General features: G+C 60.5%; 18 protein-coding genes. 11 read left to right on the top strand and 7 right to left on the bottom strand.

Annotation, left to right across the window (positions count from 1 at the left end; all coding sequences use genetic code 11):
* Positions 1-41: 41 nt before the first annotated feature.
* Complete coding sequence (locus tag ABOK31_RS10915; protein WP_349956039.1) at positions 42-869, bottom strand: oxidoreductase; 828 nt, start codon at positions 867-869, stop codon at positions 42-44.
* 83 nt (positions 870-952) lie between these two features.
* Here ABOK31_RS10915 and ABOK31_RS10910 point away from each other — a divergent pair, with 83 nt between their 5' ends.
* Positions 953-1,882, top strand: coding sequence for an AraC family transcriptional regulator (locus tag ABOK31_RS10910; RefSeq protein ID WP_349958926.1), 930 nt, complete (start codon positions 953-955; stop codon positions 1,880-1,882).
* Between the two features lie 44 nt (positions 1,883-1,926).
* On the opposite strand, the gene mnmD is transcribed toward ABOK31_RS10910, so the two are convergent.
* Positions 1,927-2,661 (bottom strand): tRNA (5-methylaminomethyl-2-thiouridine)(34)-methyltransferase MnmD, encoded by a 735-nt coding sequence (gene mnmD, locus ABOK31_RS10905; RefSeq protein WP_349956038.1) that lies wholly within the window; start codon positions 2,659-2,661, stop codon positions 1,927-1,929.
* Between mnmD and ABOK31_RS10900 the strand changes: the two genes are divergently transcribed.
* The 8 genes from ABOK31_RS10900 to ABOK31_RS10865 all read left to right on the top strand — a co-directional run bounded on the left by ABOK31_RS10900 (position 2,660) and on the right by ABOK31_RS10865 (position 8,385).
* Entirely contained in the window at positions 2,660-3,844 is a 1,185-nt protein-coding gene (locus tag ABOK31_RS10900) for an FAD-binding oxidoreductase (RefSeq protein WP_349956037.1), read from the top strand. The genes mnmD and ABOK31_RS10900 overlap by 2 nt on opposite strands.
* A 103-nt stretch (positions 3,845-3,947) precedes the next feature.
* On the top strand, positions 3,948-4,655 hold the full coding sequence (locus ABOK31_RS10895) for a DUF1045 domain-containing protein (RefSeq protein ID WP_349956036.1): 708 nt from the start codon (positions 3,948-3,950) through the stop codon (positions 4,653-4,655).
* 116 nt (positions 4,656-4,771) lie between these two features.
* The gene (puuE, locus tag ABOK31_RS10890; RefSeq protein WP_349956034.1) at positions 4,772-5,695 is read left to right on the top strand and encodes an allantoinase PuuE; all 924 of its coding nucleotides are present in this window, start codon (positions 4,772-4,774) and stop codon (positions 5,693-5,695) included.
* A gap of 1 nt (position 5,696) precedes the next feature.
* Positions 5,697-6,194, top strand: a complete 498-nt coding sequence (gene uraD, locus ABOK31_RS10885; protein WP_349956033.1) for a 2-oxo-4-hydroxy-4-carboxy-5-ureidoimidazoline decarboxylase — start codon at positions 5,697-5,699, stop codon at positions 6,192-6,194.
* A 223-nt stretch (positions 6,195-6,417) separates the two neighbouring features.
* Positions 6,418-6,780 carry a HepT-like ribonuclease domain-containing protein gene (locus tag ABOK31_RS10880; RefSeq protein ID WP_349956032.1) on the top strand — a complete coding sequence of 121 codons (363 nt, stop codon included), beginning with the start codon at positions 6,418-6,420 and terminating at the stop codon, positions 6,778-6,780.
* A gap of 7 nt (positions 6,781-6,787) precedes the next feature.
* Positions 6,788-7,288 carry an ureidoglycolate lyase gene (locus ABOK31_RS10875; RefSeq protein WP_349956031.1) on the top strand — a complete coding sequence of 167 codons (501 nt, stop codon included), beginning with the start codon at positions 6,788-6,790 and terminating at the stop codon, positions 7,286-7,288.
* Positions 7,285-7,641, top strand: coding sequence for a hydroxyisourate hydrolase (uraH, locus tag ABOK31_RS10870; protein ID WP_349956029.1), 357 nt, complete (start codon positions 7,285-7,287; stop codon positions 7,639-7,641). The genes ABOK31_RS10875 and uraH overlap by 4 nt, the downstream gene beginning before the upstream one ends.
* A 3-nt stretch (positions 7,642-7,644) precedes the next feature.
* Positions 7,645-8,385 carry a metallophosphoesterase family protein gene (locus ABOK31_RS10865; RefSeq protein ID WP_349956027.1) on the top strand — a complete coding sequence of 247 codons (741 nt, stop codon included), beginning with the start codon at positions 7,645-7,647 and terminating at the stop codon, positions 8,383-8,385.
* On the opposite strand, the gene ABOK31_RS10860 is transcribed toward ABOK31_RS10865, so the two are convergent.
* The 3 genes from ABOK31_RS10860 to ABOK31_RS10850 are packed head-to-tail and all read right to left on the bottom strand — an operon-like array spanning position 8,382 to position 12,114.
* Positions 8,382-9,521, bottom strand: a complete 1,140-nt coding sequence (locus ABOK31_RS10860; RefSeq protein ID WP_349956025.1) for an alpha-hydroxy acid oxidase — start codon at positions 9,519-9,521, stop codon at positions 8,382-8,384. The genes ABOK31_RS10865 and ABOK31_RS10860 overlap by 4 nt on opposite strands.
* Positions 9,522-9,568: 47 nt before the next feature.
* Positions 9,569-10,876 (bottom strand): guanine deaminase, encoded by a 1,308-nt coding sequence (gene guaD, locus ABOK31_RS10855; protein WP_349956024.1) that lies wholly within the window; start codon positions 10,874-10,876, stop codon positions 9,569-9,571.
* On the bottom strand, positions 10,873-12,114 hold the full coding sequence (locus ABOK31_RS10850) for a urate hydroxylase PuuD (protein ID WP_349956023.1): 1,242 nt from the start codon (positions 12,112-12,114) through the stop codon (positions 10,873-10,875). The genes guaD and ABOK31_RS10850 overlap by 4 nt, the downstream gene beginning before the upstream one ends.
* Positions 12,115-12,328: 214 nt before the next feature.
* Between ABOK31_RS10850 and ABOK31_RS10845 the strand changes: the two genes are divergently transcribed.
* Positions 12,329-12,664, top strand: coding sequence for a hypothetical protein (locus tag ABOK31_RS10845; protein ID WP_174180453.1), 336 nt, complete (start codon positions 12,329-12,331; stop codon positions 12,662-12,664).
* A gap of 3 nt (positions 12,665-12,667) precedes the next feature.
* Here the strand turns inward: ABOK31_RS10845 and ABOK31_RS10840 are convergent, their stop codons facing one another.
* Entirely contained in the window at positions 12,668-13,564 is an 897-nt protein-coding gene (locus tag ABOK31_RS10840; RefSeq protein ID WP_349956022.1) for a LysR substrate-binding domain-containing protein, read from the bottom strand.
* Between the two features lie 102 nt (positions 13,565-13,666).
* On the opposite strand from ABOK31_RS10840, the gene ABOK31_RS10835 reads away from it, so the two are divergent.
* Positions 13,667-13,870: a hypothetical protein gene (locus ABOK31_RS10835; RefSeq protein WP_174180450.1), complete on the top strand. Its 204-nt coding sequence runs from the start codon at positions 13,667-13,669 to the stop codon at positions 13,868-13,870.
* 162 nt (positions 13,871-14,032) lie between these two features.
* Here ABOK31_RS10835 and xdhB read toward each other — a convergent pair whose 3' ends face one another.
* Positions 14,033-16,372, bottom strand: a complete 2,340-nt coding sequence (gene xdhB / locus ABOK31_RS10830; RefSeq protein WP_349956021.1) for a xanthine dehydrogenase molybdopterin binding subunit — start codon at positions 16,370-16,372, stop codon at positions 14,033-14,035.
* Between the last annotated feature and the right edge of the window lie 3 nt (positions 16,373-16,375).

The following is a 16,375-nucleotide window of genomic DNA, read 5'->3' as shown; positions in this document are numbered from 1 at the left end:
GGCTGGATGGCGGCTTCCCGCCATTGCGAAGGTCGGCGCTCTCAGCCATCGGTCGAAACGGTAACGGATTTCCATGCTTCGATCTCCTGCTTGAGGCTCTCGATTCTGCCCGACACAAATCCAAGAGCATCGCTGCCGAGCAGGAGCTGCGGCGGCGGAGCGTCGGATTCGATCAGGCCCAGAACGGCTGCGGCGAGCTTGTCGGGATCGCCGAGTTGCTTGCCGCTTTTGGATTGCCGCGCCTGCCGGATCGGGTCGAACAGCGCATCATAGTCCGTGATTGATCGCTCGCTCCGGACCATCGAGCGTCCGGCCCAGTCGGTCCGGAAGGAGCCGGGGCAAAGGGCGGTGACACGAACGCCGAATGGCGCCATTTCCGCGCGCATGACTTCGGAAATGCCCTGAAGGGCGAACTTGCTTCCGCAGTAATAGGCGATTCCGGGCATGGTGATCATGCCGCCCATGGAGGTGACGTTGACGATGAAGCCGCTACGTCTTTCGCGGAAGCGCGGCAGGAAGGCCTTTGCGACCGCAACGGCGCCGAAGACGTTCACGTCGAACTGGCGGCGCATTTCTTCGAGAGGCGACTCCTCGAGGATTCCCTCGTGACCGTAGCCGGCATTGTTGATCAGCACGTCGACAGGCCCATGGTCGTCTTCGGCCTGTCGGACGACGTCTGCAATCCGGTCGAATTCCGTCACATCGCACAGGATGGACCGTGCCATCGGCAAGCGTTCCTCGAATGCCGCCTGTGACTGTTCCGAGCGGACAGTGCCGATAACCTTATGGCCCTGGCTGCTCGCGGCGGCTGCGATCGCGAAGCCGAAGCCGGAGTTCGCGCCGGTGATGAAGAAGGTCTTCTGTGACATGATTGGTGTTCTCTTCTTGATTGGTCGATAGTCATGACTGATAATCTTTCAGACTGCCGTCAGCGATCGCGAAAACTATGAGTATCTTGCCAAATCCTATGAAACAGAAAGACGAAGGGTCGAGGCGCCGGGAGTTGGTGGAGCTGGCGGGACTTCTTGCGCCCGGTCAGGGATACAATCCGACGGCGCTTGCCGGAGTCCGCATTCTCAGAACAGAGGCGGTCCTTTGCGATGTCCCCGTGCTCTACAAGCCGGGCGCGGTATTCGTTCTGCAAGGCCGAAAGCAGGGCATGCTGGAAGGCGAGATCTATCTCTACGATGAGGAGCATTATCTGGCCGTGTCGGTGCCCGTTCCGTTCCGGATGGAATCGTCAGCCAGCGCAGAACGCCCTTTGCTTGCTGTTTATCTCGAGTTCGACATGCTTCTCGCTGCCGAGATCGCCTCTGACTTGGGGGCGAGGCAGTCCGAACCAGTGGCCGGTGCAGTGAGAAGCCTGATATCGAGCAGGATGGAGCCGATGATCGAGGATGTCGTGCTGCGTTTGCTGCGGGCGCTGCGCGATCCCGTCGAGCTTGCGGTTCTGGGCGCCGGCATATTGCGCGAACTGCACTACCGGGTCCTCGTCGGCCCGCAGGGCGGCGCGATGATCTCAGCCCTTCAGCAACAGGGCGTTTCCGGGAAGATCGTGCAAAGCCTGACCCGATTGCGTGAAACCTACAGTTCCGAGATTTCGGTTGCCGCGCTGGCGCGTGAAGCGGGGATGAGCGTTCCCTCCTATCACGTCCATTTCAAGGCCCTGACGGGCAGCAGTCCGATCCAATATGTGAAGGCGATGCGGCTTCACGAGGCGCGGTTGATGATCGCGCGTCAAAGCGGGACGATTGCGGAGGTGGCGGCGTCGGTCGGCTACGTCAGCCCCGCTCAGTTCAGTCGGGACTTCAAACGGCACTTCCGGCGGACGGCCTCGGAAGAGGCCAAATGGGTTCGTCAGCATCTTGGTGAGCTCATCTGAGCCCTTAAGATGCTGACGCCTGGCTCGGTACTTGAGCGCCGGGCTCAGGCCTGCTTGAGGCCGCAAAGCATTTCGCGCTTGCCAGCAAAGCCTTGGCGCCGCTCCACGATAAATCCGGCGGCTTGCAGGTTTCGCCGTACGAAGCCGGCGGCTGCATAGGTGGCGAAGGTGCCGTTCGGAACCGTCTTGTCGTAGAGCGTCTGCATCAGTTCCGGCGACCACATGTCGGCGTTGCGCGACGGTGCGAAGCCATCGAGATACCAGGCATCGAAGCCCGGCCGGGCGTCGCGCACGCCTTCAAGGGCCGGCCCGCAGACGACGCTGAGGCGCGTATTCGCACCGAGCTTCAGCGACACGACACCCTGTGGGTGGTCCGGCCAGGCGGCGGCAAGCGCCCGGCGCTCGCCGTCGATTTCGGGCCAGTGCGACAGCGCGCGGTCGATCTCTTCGGCCCGCATGGGGTAGAGTTCGAAGGACATGAAGTGCAGGTTCGCACCCGGAGCGGCCAGCTGCCGCCATTGGCGCCAGGTCTCGCAGAAGTTCAGGCCGGTGCCGAAACCGAGTTCGCCAATGAGAAAATCTTGCCGACCCTGCCAGCGGTCGGGCAGGCGATTGCCGGACAGAAAGACGTGGCCGCATTCCAGCCTACCGTCCGTCTGGCAATAAAAATGGTCGCCAAATGCGGTCGAATAGGGCATATCGCCGTCGCGCCATTCGAGCTCCGGGCTTGCCGCATTGGTTTCGGACGCTGCGGTCCGATCGGAAACTGGATCTGTCATGGAAAGAGCCGATAATCCTCTGAGACCTGCCGGTCAATCGTCCGTCGATCTGCTGATCGTTGGGGGCGGGATTATGGGCCTGTGGGCCGCCGTTCGTGCCGAGCGCCTTGGCATTCGGTCGCTGCTCGTTGACGCCGGCCAATTCGGACAAGGGGCGAGCGGCGGCCTGCTCGGCGCGCTGATGCCGCATATGCCGGATAAATGGTCGGAGAAGAAGCAGTTTCAGTTCGACGCGCTTGTCGCGCTGGAGGAGGAGATTGCGATCTTGGAGGCGGAGACCGGGCTTTCGGCAGGCTATCGTCGCGCCGGTCGCCTCATTCCGTTGCCGAAGCCGCATCTGAGGCAGATCGCGCTTGGTCATTCCCAAGATGCGGAAACGCATTGGCGGCATGGCGCGCGCCGGTTTCATTGGCATGTGCTAAATGCTGCACCTGTCGAGGGCTGGATCGAGCCTTCGCTCGCTGAAAGCGGATTTGTCTACGATACCCTGGCCGCGCGCGTCGCTCCCCGCGCTTTACTGGAGGTGCTTTGCAAATTTCTGGCCGGGGCGCGGCACGTCCGGCTCGCCGAGGGCGTTGCCGTCGACAGCATCGACCCGGACAAAGGTCTGGTACGCACGAATGAGGGCGACATTCGCTTCGGCCGTTGCATCCTTTCGGCCGGCTACCGCTCGTTTCCAATCCTTGATGAATTGACGGAGGGACGCAAAGCCTCGCTCGGCCAAGCGGTCAAGGGACAGGCGGCGATGCTGAAGGCCGATGTCGGCGGTGGCTTGCCCGTTATCTTCCGTGATGGCCTCTATATCGTCCCGCATGAGAATGGTTTGGTCGCGGTCGGCAGCACGAGTGAGAATCGGTTCGACAATCCCCTGTCGACCGATGGGCAACTCGACGATCTGCTTGCAGCGGCACGTGCCATGGCGCCGGTGCTTGCCGGTGCGGAGGTGGTCGAGCGCTGGGCGGGCCTGCGTCCAAAGGCCGTGGACCGCGATCCGATGGTGGGTGCGCATCCCGATCACCCCGCGTTGATTGCGCTGACGGGTGGCTTCAAGGTGAGCTTTGGGCTGGCGCATCGGCTGGCAGAGGCAGCCGTGCGGGAGGCGGCGGGCGCGCCCGGTTGCTTCAAGTTGCCGCAGAGTTTCACTTTAGCAAGTCATATTTCAGTCATTTCACATAAAACGTGAATTTACGCCTCTTTCGGGTCGTCAATCTGTCACGCAAATCACCTATCTCCTTGGCCATCGGTGCCGGTTCGGTCCGCCTGATGTTACGCCCTGGAGGAATTTTATGCGGTATGCCATTTGCTTCACACCGTCTGCGAGTGATCCGCTGACGCTTGTGGCGGCGAATTGGCTCGGCCGCAACGTCTATTCTGGCGAGATGGTCGACCCGCCTGCGATCCGCGGGCTCGGCATCCACGAGATCGCTTTCTACACCGCAGTTCCGCGCCGCTATGGCTTCATGGGTTTGCTCAAGGCGCCGTTCCGGCTGGCCGAAGATATGTCAGAGGCAGCGCTGCTGCGCGACCTGATGCGGTTTTCCGGCACGGTTGCGCCCTTCGAAATTCCAAGGCTTGAGGTCGCGCGGCTCGGCGGTGCACTAGGCCTCGTTCCTTCCGTGCCAAGCCAGCAGATGCATTTCCTGGCGGCATCGCTGGTGCAGACCTTCGATCAATACAGGGCTCCCCTGAGCGAAGCGGAAATCGAGCGCATCGATCCGGATAGCCTGTCGGCGACGCAATTTGCCAATCTGCATCGCTGGGGGCATCCGCATGTCATGGACGAGTTCCGCTTCCAGATGATGCTGACGGGCACGGTTAGCCCCGCCGACATGGTGCGCATCGAGCGTGCTTTGCGCGAATTCTTCGAGCCGGCCCTGGCTGCGCCCGTTCCCGTAGCCAATATCGCGCTTATGATGGAAGACGGGGCGGGCGGTCCTTTCCGTGTGCACTCGCTGCATCCGATGGGAAAGGTCAGCGCCCGCAAGATCGCCTAGATTGGCGACTGGCGCGCGCCAATACCTCGCTTTGAAGCGAAAGTGATTTTCCCAGTTTCCGTCTCGACTTTCCCGGCATGGATGCTACCGTTCCTCGATCAGAGAAGGTGCATCTAATGTCGGAAATCTATCCCCGTAATCTCATCGGCTACGGCCGCAATACGCCGGACCCGAAATGGCCTGGCGACGCACGCGTCGCCGTGCAATTCGTGATCAACTATGAAGAGGGTGGGGAAAGCTGCATTCTCGACGGTGATGCCAGCTCTGAAAACCTGCTCTCCGAGATCGTCGGGGCGGCTTCATGGCCGAACCAGCGCAATCTCAACATGGAATCGATCTATGAATATGGTTCGCGCGCCGGCTTTTGGCGGCTATGGCGCATGTTCACCGAACTCAAGGTGCAGGCGACCGTCTATGGCGTGACGCTTGCCATGGCCCGCAACCCGGAAGCGGTTGCCGCCATGAAGGAAGCCGGCTGGGAAATTGCCAGCCACGGCTATCGCTGGCTGGAATATAAGGACTTTTCAGAGGATCTGGAGCGCAAGCACATTCTCGAGGCCGTGCGGCTACATACCGAACTCACCGGCGAGCGGCCCTACGGCATGTACCAGGGCAAGCCGTCCGATAATACGCTGCGGCTCGTGATGGAGGAGGGCGGTTTCCTCTATTCCTCCGATTCCTATGCCGATGATCTGCCCTTCTGGGTCGATGGTCTGAACGGCAAGCCGTTCCTGATCATCCCCTATACGCTCGAAACCAACGATATGCGCTTTGCGACGCCGCAGGGTTTCAATTCGGGCGACCAGTTCTTCACCTATCTCAAGGATGCCTTCGACACGCTCTATGAAGAGGGCAAGCAAGGCAGCCCGAAGATGATGTCCGTGGGTTTGCATTGCCGCCTTGTCGGTCGTCCTGGCCGCGCCGCTGCACTGCGGCGGTTCATCGAATATGTGCAGAAGCACGATAAGGTGTGGATCCCGAAGCGGATCGAGATCGCCAACCACTGGTATGAGAATCACCTTCCTGGAGGCGCGCGCTGATATGATCTCGCGGGACGATTTTGTCGGCCGCTTCGGCGGCGTCTTCGAACATTCGCCTTTTGTCGCTGAGCGCGCCTATGATCAGGGCGCTATCGCCGAACCATTGACCTCAGGCGGCGTACATTCAGCCCTGGCGCGGGCCTTCCGCGCTGCCAGCGAGGCGGAGCGGCTTGGCGTTCTGCAGGCTCACCCTGATCTTGCGGGCCGGCTGGCGATTGCCGGCCAACTGACCGAGGATAGTCGCAAGGAGCAGGCCGGGGCCGGGCTCGATCGGCTGAGCCCCGAGGAGCATGCCCGATTTACCGAGCTCAATTCGGCCTATGTGACCAAGTTCGGTTTTCCCTTCATCATCGCAGTCAAGGGACTCGGCAAGGACGATATTCTCGCAGCCTTCGAAACCCGGATCGGCAATGGTCGGGATGCTGAATTTGCGACGGCCGCCGCTCAGGTCGAGAAGATCGCTCTTTTGCGCCTGCAGTCCATGCTTCCCGAAGCCTGATGCGCGGCCTGCGGGCCGCCTCTTTCCTATCCGCGCTTTCGCGCAAATTTCCCCTGGAACGTAAACGTTGTTTTTCAGCGCACTCATGGCCTAGTATCCGATGGTGGGATGCTGCGATGAGGCGGTGGAAAGCATTGTTCATGGACAGAAGCGAATGGACGACAGGTAACGCCGGGCGGCGTGGTGCGAAGACATTGTGCATCGTCTGCGAAGTGAAGCCGGCATGAGTTTGGATCGGCTGATCACGTATCTGGATCGCATGCAGCGGGCTGCCTTCGAAGCGTGTCAATTTCTTCAGGGAATCGATCAAGCCGCATTTCTCAAGACTGTCGAAAAACAGCGCGCCATCGGCATGAATCTCCTGCTGGTCGGCGAGGCGGCCGCGCGCATTGCGGAGGAATATCCGGAGTTTGTCGTTGACCATCCGGAGCTGCCTTGGCATGTGATGCAGGACTTCCGGAATCGGATTGCGCAAGGGTATGTCGACATCGAGTTGACGGCCCTGTGGGACATCGCCCACAAATCTCTTCCGGAGTTGCTCCTGCAACTGGACTCCATTCGCCATTGGCGAGCGGAAGGCGAATAATCAGTCAATGACACAGCATCTAGACATCCTTCCTTTGACAAAGGCCACGTTCGCACCCTTCGGCGATGTGATCGAGGCCGATCCTGCAACCATGCGATATATCAACGGTGGCACGACCGAGCGTTTCCATGCATTGTCGAATGCCGAAGCTGCCGGAGACGGGGCGCGGGTGATCCTGAATCTCTTTCGCGGCCAGCCGCGCGCCTTTCCCTTCTCGATCGACATGATGGAGCGCCATCCTTTCGGCAGCCAGTGCTTCGTGCCGCTGAACGGCCGGCCGTTCCTCGTCGTTGTTGCAGAGGATGATGGCGGCAAGCCGGGTCGGCCGCAGGTTTTCCTGGCGCGAGGCGACCAGGGCGTGAATTACCGGGTCAATGTCTGGCATTTTCCGCTGATGGCGCTCGACGAGCAGAGCGATTTCCTTATCGTGGATCGCGATGGGCCGGGAAACAATCTCGAGGAATATTTCTTCGAGACGCCCTTCATTATTGGAGCACCAACGCTATGACCGGACTGACCACTCATGTGCTCGATACTGCTCTCGGCAAGCCGGCCGAAGGCCTGGTGATCGATCTCTTCAGGATCGAAGGCGACGCCCGCACGCACTTGAAGATGGTCACGACCAATGCCGATGGGCGCGTGGATGGCGGTCCCATCCTGATCGACGACAGTTTCGTCGCTGGCACCTATGAATTGCTGTTCCGCGCTGGAGACTATCTGCGTGCCAGCGGCACCAAGCTGCCGGAGCCGGCTTTCCTCGATCTTGTGCCGATCCGGTTTGGCATCGCCGACACGATGGCGCATTACCATGTGCCGCTGCTGATTTCGCCCTATGGCTATTCCACCTATCGCGGGAGCTGAGATATGCGTTTTGCAGCTATCGCGGATATTCACGGTAACCACCTTGCGCTCGAAGCGGTGCTTGCGGATATCCGCAGGCAGGGTATCAGCGATATCGTCAATCTTGGCGATTGCTTTAGCGGGCCACTGACGGCGGGAAAAACGGCGGACCTGCTGTTGGAGCTGAATGCGCTGACCGTGCGCGGCAATCATGATCGGTATCTGATCGATCGGGCGCCCGAGGCGATGCATGTTTCAGATCGGGCTGCGCATTCCGAACTGACGGAACGCCATCTCGAATGGCTGCGCGCCTTGCCCGTCAGTGCGATCCATCTGGATGAGGCCTATCTTTGCCATGCGACGCCGGCTGATGACAATGTCTATTGGCTCGAATCCGTCTCGCCGGACGGTCAGGTCTATCTGAAGCCTTTGGAGGAGATCGAGGCGCTGGCCGCCGGTATCGATTTTCCATTGATCCTGTGCGGTCATAGTCACATTCCACGCGCCGTTCGCCTTTCCGACGGCCCCCTGATCGTCAATCCCGGCAGTGTCGGCTGCCCGGCCTATGATGACGATCTGCCCTATTATCACAAGGTAGAGGCCGGTCATCCCTTTGCCTCCTATGCCATTCTGGAAAAGACAGGCGACGCGTGGCTGCCGGCCTTCCGGCAGGTCGCCTACGATCACATGGCGATGGCGAAGCTTGCGTCGCAGAATGGCCGCGAGGAGTGGGCGAGCGGCCTGGCGACGGGCTGGCTGCGTTAGAAATCAGCCAGGATCGACCGATCCACGGCCTTGATATCCCGCTTGCCGCAGAGCGCCATGGAAATATCCAGCTCCTTGCGGATGATTTCGAGCGCAAGCGTCACGCCTTCCTTGCCCATGGCGCCTAGGCCATAGAGGAAGGGGCGGCCGATGAAGGTGCCCTTGGCGCCGAGGGCTACGGCCTTCAGCACATCCTGGCCGGAGCGGATGCCGCCGTCCATATGCACTTCGATCTTGTCTCCGACAGCATCGACGATCCGTGGCAGCATGCTGATGGAGGAATGCGCGCCATCGAGTTGCCGGCCGCCATGATTGGAGACGATGATGGCGTCGGCGCCGGTGTCGACGGCGGCCCTTGCATCCTCGACATCGAGAATGCCTTTGATGATAAGCGGGCCGCCCCATTGCTCCTTGATCCAGGCGACATCGCTCCAGGAGAGCTTGGGGTCGAACTGCGAATGCGTCCAGTGCGACAGCGTCGTCATGTCGGAAATATCCTTGGCATGACCGATGATATTGCCGAAGGAGCGGCGCTTGGTCTTCAGCATACCCATGCACCAGACGGGCCGCGTCGTCATCTGCCAAAGATTCTTCACCGTCATCTTCGGCGGCGCAGACAGCCCGTTGCGGATGTCGTTATGGCGCTGGCCGAGGATCTGCAGGTCGGCCGTCAGCACCAGCGCCGAGCATTTCGCCGCCTTGGCGCGCTGGATGAGGTTCAGGACGAAATCGCGGTCCTTCATGACGTAGAGCTGGAACCAGAAGGGCTGCTTCGTGACCGATGCAATGTCCTCGATCGAGCAGATACTCATGGTCGACAGCGTGAATGGAATGCCGAATTCCTCCGCGGCACGCGCCGCCAGCATCTCGCCATCCGCATGCTGCATGCCGGTAAGGCCGGTCGGGGCCAACGCCACCGGCATGGAGGCCTTTTGCCCGACCATGGTGGTTGCCAGCGACCGGTCGGACATGTCGACGAGGACGCGCTGGCGCAGCTTGATCTTGGCAAAGTCCGCTTCGTTCGCCTGATAGGTCGATTCCGTCCACGAACCTGAATCGGCATACTGGAAAAACATTTTCGGCACGCGCCGCTGCGCAAGCGTTTTCAGTTCGGCGATGGTCAGCGGCGCGGTCATAGCTCTTTGCCTTCTGGATGGTTACATGGAGGCGGGTTCGGATTGCCTCATTGCAGGATCGATTTCATTGGCTTTCCGGCGACGTAGGTTTCGACGATGGCGCGGTCGTCGCCCATGGTCTGCAGCAGGAACAGCTCTTCGGTGAGGCTCTTCGTGACCTCCATCTTCAGCGCCATGGCCGGCGTTGCTGCGGCGTTGAGGACGATAAGGTCGGCTTCGGTGCCGGCGTCGAGCGTGCCGATCTTGTCAACGAGAGAGAGGGATTCGGCATTCCCGCGCGTCATGTAATAATAGCTCTCCAGCGGGTTCAGGCGCTCGCCGAGCAGTTGTTGGATCTTGTAGGCCTCATCCATGGTGCGCAGCATGGAGTAGCTGGAGCCGCCGCCGATGTCGGTGGCGACACCGATGCGCACGGGCTTTTCGCGGCGTGCCAGCGCCTTCAGCGGGAAGAGGCCGGAGCCGAGGAAGAGGTTTGAGGTCGGGCAATGCACGGCGACCACACCGGCCTCGCTCATGGCATCGGCCTCGCGCTCGGAGAGATGGATTGCATGGCCGAACAGGCTCTTCGGGCCAAGCAGACCGTAGCGCGCATAGATATCGGTGTAGTCGATCGCTTCCGGATAGAGCTCGCAGGTAAAGGTGATCTCGTCGTGGTTCTCGGAAAGATGCGTCTGGATATGCAGATCCGGGAATTCGCGGGCGAGCGCCGCAGTCGCCTCCATCTGCGCCGGTGTCGAGGTGATGGCAAAGCGCGGCGTGATGGCGACATGGTTGCGGCCCTTGCCATGCCAGTCAGCGATCACCTGACGGGTCTCGTCGTAGCCCATTTCAGGCGTATCGAGCAGGCCCTGCGGCGCATGGCGATCCATCATCACCTTGCCGCCGACCATGCGCATGTTGCGGCGCATGGCTTCGGCGAAATAGGCGTCGGCAGAAGTCTTGTGCACCGAGCAGTAGGCGACGGCCGTCGTGGTGCCGTGGCGGATCATCTCGTCATAGAAATGCTTGGCGATCCGCTCTGCATGGGCGCTTTCGACGAAGCGGCATTCCTCGGGGAAGGTGTAGGTGTTCAGCCATTCCAGGAGGTTGGCGGCATAGGAGGCGATCACCTGCATCTGCGGGAAATGCAGGTGCATGTCGATGAACCCCGGCAGGATCAGATGCGGGCGGTGGTCGATTTCGACGACGCCGTCCGGCGCCTGCGCCTTTATATCAGCATAGGGGCCGGTCGCGACGATCATGCCGTTCTCGATCAGCAGGCCGCCATCGCTTTCGTAAGCGTAGCTGTCTGTATCATCGAGGCTTTGCGGCAGGCGCTTGAAGGAAAGCAGTCGGCCGCGCAGAAGGGTGGTCATTGGCTTTTTTCTCCGATGGAGCTTTCGAACCAGGCGACCAGCAATTTGCGTTCCTCGGGCGTCACCTCGGTGACATTGCCCGGAGGCATGGCATGGCTGCGTCCGGCCTGAATATAGATCTCCCGGGCATGCATAGCGATTTGCTCGTCATTTTCCAGCATTACGCCTTTTGGCGGCCGAACAATCCCCTCATAGACGGGTTCGGCCGAATGGCACATGGTGCAGCGCGTCGAAACTATCTCTTTGACGGACGAGAAATGTATATCCGAGGCAAACGGCCGGAAGGCGGGAGGAATTGCATTGGTCTCCTCCTTCTCCCCGGTCAGCACCTTTGGAACGGTTGAAAGCCACATGATGATAATGAAGAGGACGACAGTGACGATCCAGGTCCAGGTTGGATGACCCTTGCGGGCATGCGTCGTGTTGAACCAGTGACGGATGGTGACCCCCATGAGGAAAACCAGCGCCGCGATCACCCAATTATAGGCCGTGCCGAAAGCCAACGGATAGTGGTTCGACAGCATGAAGAAGATGACAGGCAGCGTCAGATAGTTGTTGTGCAGCGAGCGCTGCTTGGCGATACGGCCATATTTAGGGTCGGGCGTGCGGCCGGCAATGAGGTCTGCAACAACGATCTTCTGGTTGGGAATGATGATCATGAAGACGTTGGCCGACATGATCGTCGCGGTGAAGGCGCCGAGATGCAGGAAGGCGGCGCGGCCGGTGAAGAGATGCGTGTAGCCCCAGGCCATGAAGACCAGGACGGCATAAAGCACGATCATCAGTCCCCAGGTATTGTTGCCAAGCGGGGACTTGCAGAGCAGATCATAGACGATCCAGCCGCCGGCGAGCGAAGCCAGTGAAATCAGGATCGCGACGGGAACGCTGACATCGAGCACATGCCGGTCGATGAGGAAGAGATTGGCGCCGCCGTAATAGACGATGCACAACATCAGGAAGCCGGAAATCCAGGTGAAATAGCTTTCGTATTTGAACCAGGTCAGATGCTCCGGCATCTGCGCGGGTGCCACCAGATATTTCTGGATATGATAGAAGCCGCCGCCGTGAACCTGCCATTCCTCGCCATAGGCGCCGGGCGGAAGATGCGGGCGCTTCACCAGCCCGAGATCGAGCGCGATGAAGTAGAAAGACGAACCGATCCAGGCAATGGCGGTTATGACGTGGAACCAGCGGGCGGCAAAGGCCAGCCATTCCCACGCGATGGCGTATTCATACATTCAGTTCCCCTTTTTCTTCCTCCGACTCCGCACCTTGCAAAATGTTGGCGACGGAGGGAAGGGGAGAGTTTGATGCGTCAGCAAAAAGCCACGCTCTTGTTTGGCGCCCCGGCCGCATTAGATCAGATTATGGCCGTTTTTAATAAAACGCCCTCGGCTGCTTGGAGCGGGCCGTGTCCGCGGCAGCCGTCTACTTTTCGACGGAGAATTGCCCATGCGTGGTATTCTGACGTTCGTATTTTTTCTTCTTTCCGCAGCCTTCGCCCTGGCGCATGATGCGCCTTCCGGATGGTCCTACGATCCCTATTGTTGTAATGGCGACAGCACGACCGGCGACTGCGAGATGATCCCGTCGCGCACGGTCACCATCGTGCCAGGTGGCTATAGGGTGACGCTCAATCCCGGTGACCATCGCTACATAACGCATGCGCATATCTTCAATCTGCCGCAGAACAAGGCGATGCATTCGCCTGACGGGGCTTATCATCTCTGTCTGTTTCCGGACGAGAACACGCCGCGATGCTTCTATGCGCCTGACATGTCTGATTGAGCGCTATTCCAGCGGCATGCCGAATTCGCCGAGGATCCAATCCCTGAACGCGCGGATTCGCGGCGTGTGGCGTCTGTTTTCGGGATAGGCGATCCAATAATCGGACTCGTCGGTGGAAAGGATATTGAAAGGCTGGATCAATCGTCCGGATGCGAGATCGTCGGCGTAGAATTCCGGAGTGAGAACCGCAACGCCCTGGCCGGCTATGGCGGCGCTCGCCTCGAAAGACTGGGCGCCCAGCCTGCTGCGCGGTCGGCCCTGAAGACCGGGATCGGGAACGCCAGCCTCCTTAAACCATTGGACCCACCACGGATCACCGGCATCGATGATGCGTAGCTTCAACAGGTCAGCCGGCTCGTGTATGCCGCCGACTGTCTCTGCCAGAGCGGGGCTCAGCATTGGCGTGAAATAGACCTTCATCAGCAGATGCGTGCGCAAGCCCGGCCATTTCCCGCGGCCGGCCCGGATGGCGATATCGGAGGGCTCGCGGGCGAAATCAATGACCGAGGCGGACGTATCCAGCCGGACGGCAATATTGGGGTGCTTGAGCTGAAATGACCCAAGGTGCCGTGCCAGCCATTGCGAGGCGAAAGTTGGCGTCGAGTGGATGTGTAGCGTCGTCTCGGCCTCGCCGCTGATCGAGGCCATGGCTTCCTGCAGCATGGCAAAGGCTTCGGCCACTTTCGGCGCCAGCTGCTCCCCCGTTTCCGTCAACAGGATCTGCCTCGGTCTGCGCAGAAACAGCGGCTCGCCAGTGATCTCCTCCAGCAGTTTGATCTGATAGCTGACGGCAGTCTGCGTCATGCCGAGCTCTTCGCCAGCGCGCGTGAAACTGCCAAGCCGGGCGGCGGCCTCGAAGACACGGAGCGCATTCAGCGGGAAGCGCCGGGACAGTTTCATGGATAAGTTCTCTTTATGTGTGAAGACGATAGTTCGATTGGAATTTCAGCATTTTTCGCGACAAACTGCAATTCATATCGTTGATTTGACTGAGGTGTTGTCATGGATTGCTATGTGATAGAGCCGGTAGATGCAGCCAAGCCCACGCTCCTGGCGCGTCTTTTGGAGTCGGTGACGCAGGTCTTCCTGAAGCATGGCGAGCCGTCGCCGAATCTGGATCTCGATGAGATGCCGGATCGGCTGAAGCGCGACCTTGGATTTCTGGACGGGCGTGAGCCGCATTATGACGACAGGCGGCTGCTGTAGCGGTGGGTGAAGGTTGCCGAGGGCTCGCCTGATGCTAGGTTCCGGTCACGAGTTGAGAGCTAGGGAGTGTGCTGAGGCTGCATACTCCTCGAAACGCGATTTTCTCGTTCGGTGGCAGATTTCCTGTTTGCGACCGCAGCAATGAAAGCCACGGCCAAAGAATCACATCCCCTTCAACCGTTCGACTGCCATCAGCACCCGCTCGGGCGTCGCCGGGGCATCGAGGCGAGGGCAGACGCGGTAGTCCGCGACGCTGGCGACCGCCATCGATAGTGCCTCCAGCACCGAGATCGGCAGCATGAAAGGCGGCTCGCCGACGGCCTTCGAGCGGCCGATGGTGGCCTCCGTATTCTCCGACCATTCCGCCAGGCGGACGTTGAAAATCTTTGGCCGATCGGAGGCGAGGGGGATCTTGTAGGTGGAGGGTGCGTGTGTGCGCAGCCGGCCCTTGGGGTCCCACCAGAGTTCCTCGGTCGTCAGCCAGCCCATTCCCTGCACGAAGGCGCCCTCGACCTGGCCGATATCGATCGCCGGATTGAGGGAGCGACCGACGTCATGGAGGATATCGGCCCGGTCGATCAGATATTCGCCGGTCAGCGTGTCGATCGAGACCTCCGAGCAGGCGGCGCCATAGGAGAAATAGTAGAAGGGAGTGCCGCGGCCGGCCTTGCGATCCCAGTGGATCTTCGGCGTCTTGTAAAAGCCGGCAGCCGAAAGCTGGATGCGGGCGAAATAGGCCTGCTTGACGAAATCCGGGAAGGGAATTTCTTCTTCGCCGACGCGCACGCGGTTCGGCAGGAACTGCACTTCCTCGGCGCCGACGCCCCATTTTTCGGCCGCGAAGGCGACCAGCCTTTCCTTGATTTGGCGGGCGGCATCGAAGGCTGCCATGCCGTTCAGGTCCGAGCCGGAAGACGCGGCCGTTGCCGAGGTATTCGGCACCTTGCCTGTTGTCGTCGCGGTGATCTTCACCCGGTCGATATCGACCTGGAAGCTGTCGGCCAGAACCTGCGCCACCTTGGTATAGAGGCCCTGGCCCATCTCGGTGCCGCCATGGTTCAGGTGAATGGAGCCATCCTGATAGATATGCACCAATGCACCGGCCTGGTTGAAGGCGGTCATGGTGAAAGAGATGCCGAATTTTACCGGCGTCAGCGCGATCCCCTTGCGGATGAAGCGGCTGGAGCGGTTGAACTCGATGATGGCGTTGCGGCGTGCCTGATAGTCGGAGGTCTGCTCCAACTCGTCAACGATGCGGTTGATGATGTTGTCGGTGACCTCCTGATGATAGGGGGTCAGCGTCCGGCCGGAGCCCGGCTGTCCGTAGAAATTGGCGCGCCGGATTTCCAGCGGGTCCTTGCCGAGCGCATAGGCGATCTCCTCGATCATGCGCTCGCCGCCAACCATGCCCTGCGGGCCGCCGAAGCCGCGGAAGGCGGTGTTGGAAACGGTGTGCGTCTTCAGCGGTTTCGAGACCAGATGGACATGCGGGTAGAAATAGCTGGAATCCGCGTGGAAGAGCGCACGGTCGGTGACCGGGCCGGAAAGATCGGAGGAAAAGCCGCAGCGCGCGGCATAGGTGGCGTCGACGGCATGGATGCGGCCTTCATCGTCGAAGCCGACTTCGTACTCCACCAGGAAGTCGTGCCGCTTGCCCGTGGCGCTCATGTCCTCGTCGCGGTCGGGCCGGAATTTCACGGCGCGGCCGAGCTTCTTGGCGGCGACGGCTGCGAGCGCTGCAAACTGGTTGCCCTGCGTTTCCTTGCCGCCGAAGCCGCCGCCCATGCGGCGCACATTGACGGTCACGGCGTTCGACGGGATGCCGAGGACATGGCCGACGATGTGCTGGATTTCGCTCGGATGCTGCGTTGAGGACCAGACGGCAACGTCATCGTCTTCGCCGGGGATCGCCATGGCGATATGGCTCTCGAGATAGAAATGCTCCTGGCCGCCGATGCGCATCTGCGCCTTGATGCGATTGATGGCATTGGCCATCTCGGTCTTGGGTTCGCCGCGCTTCAAGGTCATCGGCTCGTAGACGAGCGGTGCGCCATTGGCGAGCGCGCCGTCGATATCGCTCCAATGCGGCAAGTCGCGATAATCGATCTTGGCGAGGCGGGCGGCGCGACGGGCGGCATCCCGGGTTTCGGCGATAACGGCGAAGATCGGCTGGCCGTGGAACTCGACCTTCGTTTCGGCAAGCAGCGGCTCGTCATGCATGCCGTTGGAGCTGGTGTCGTTGACGCCGGGAATATCGGCGCCGGTGAAGACCCAGACGACGCCAGGATAGGCACGAACGGCTGAAAGATCGATGCCGGCGATCTCGGCATGGGCGCGGTCGGAAAGGCCGAGCGCGCCGTGCAGCAGGCCGGCGGGTTCGGGAATATCGTCGATGTAATCGGCGGCTCCGGTCACATGCTTATGCGCTGAATCATGCTTCAACGAGCCGTGCATGGAGCCGTTGATGACGACCTTGCGTTCTTCGAAAGCGGATTTGTCCATGGC

The organism is Rhizobium sp. ZPR4, from assembly GCF_040215725.1.
Taxonomy (GTDB): domain Bacteria; phylum Pseudomonadota; class Alphaproteobacteria; order Rhizobiales; family Rhizobiaceae; genus Rhizobium; species Rhizobium rhizogenes_D.
The sequence above is the reverse complement of the archived record's forward strand: the minus strand, read 5'-3'. Positions and strand labels throughout refer to the sequence as shown.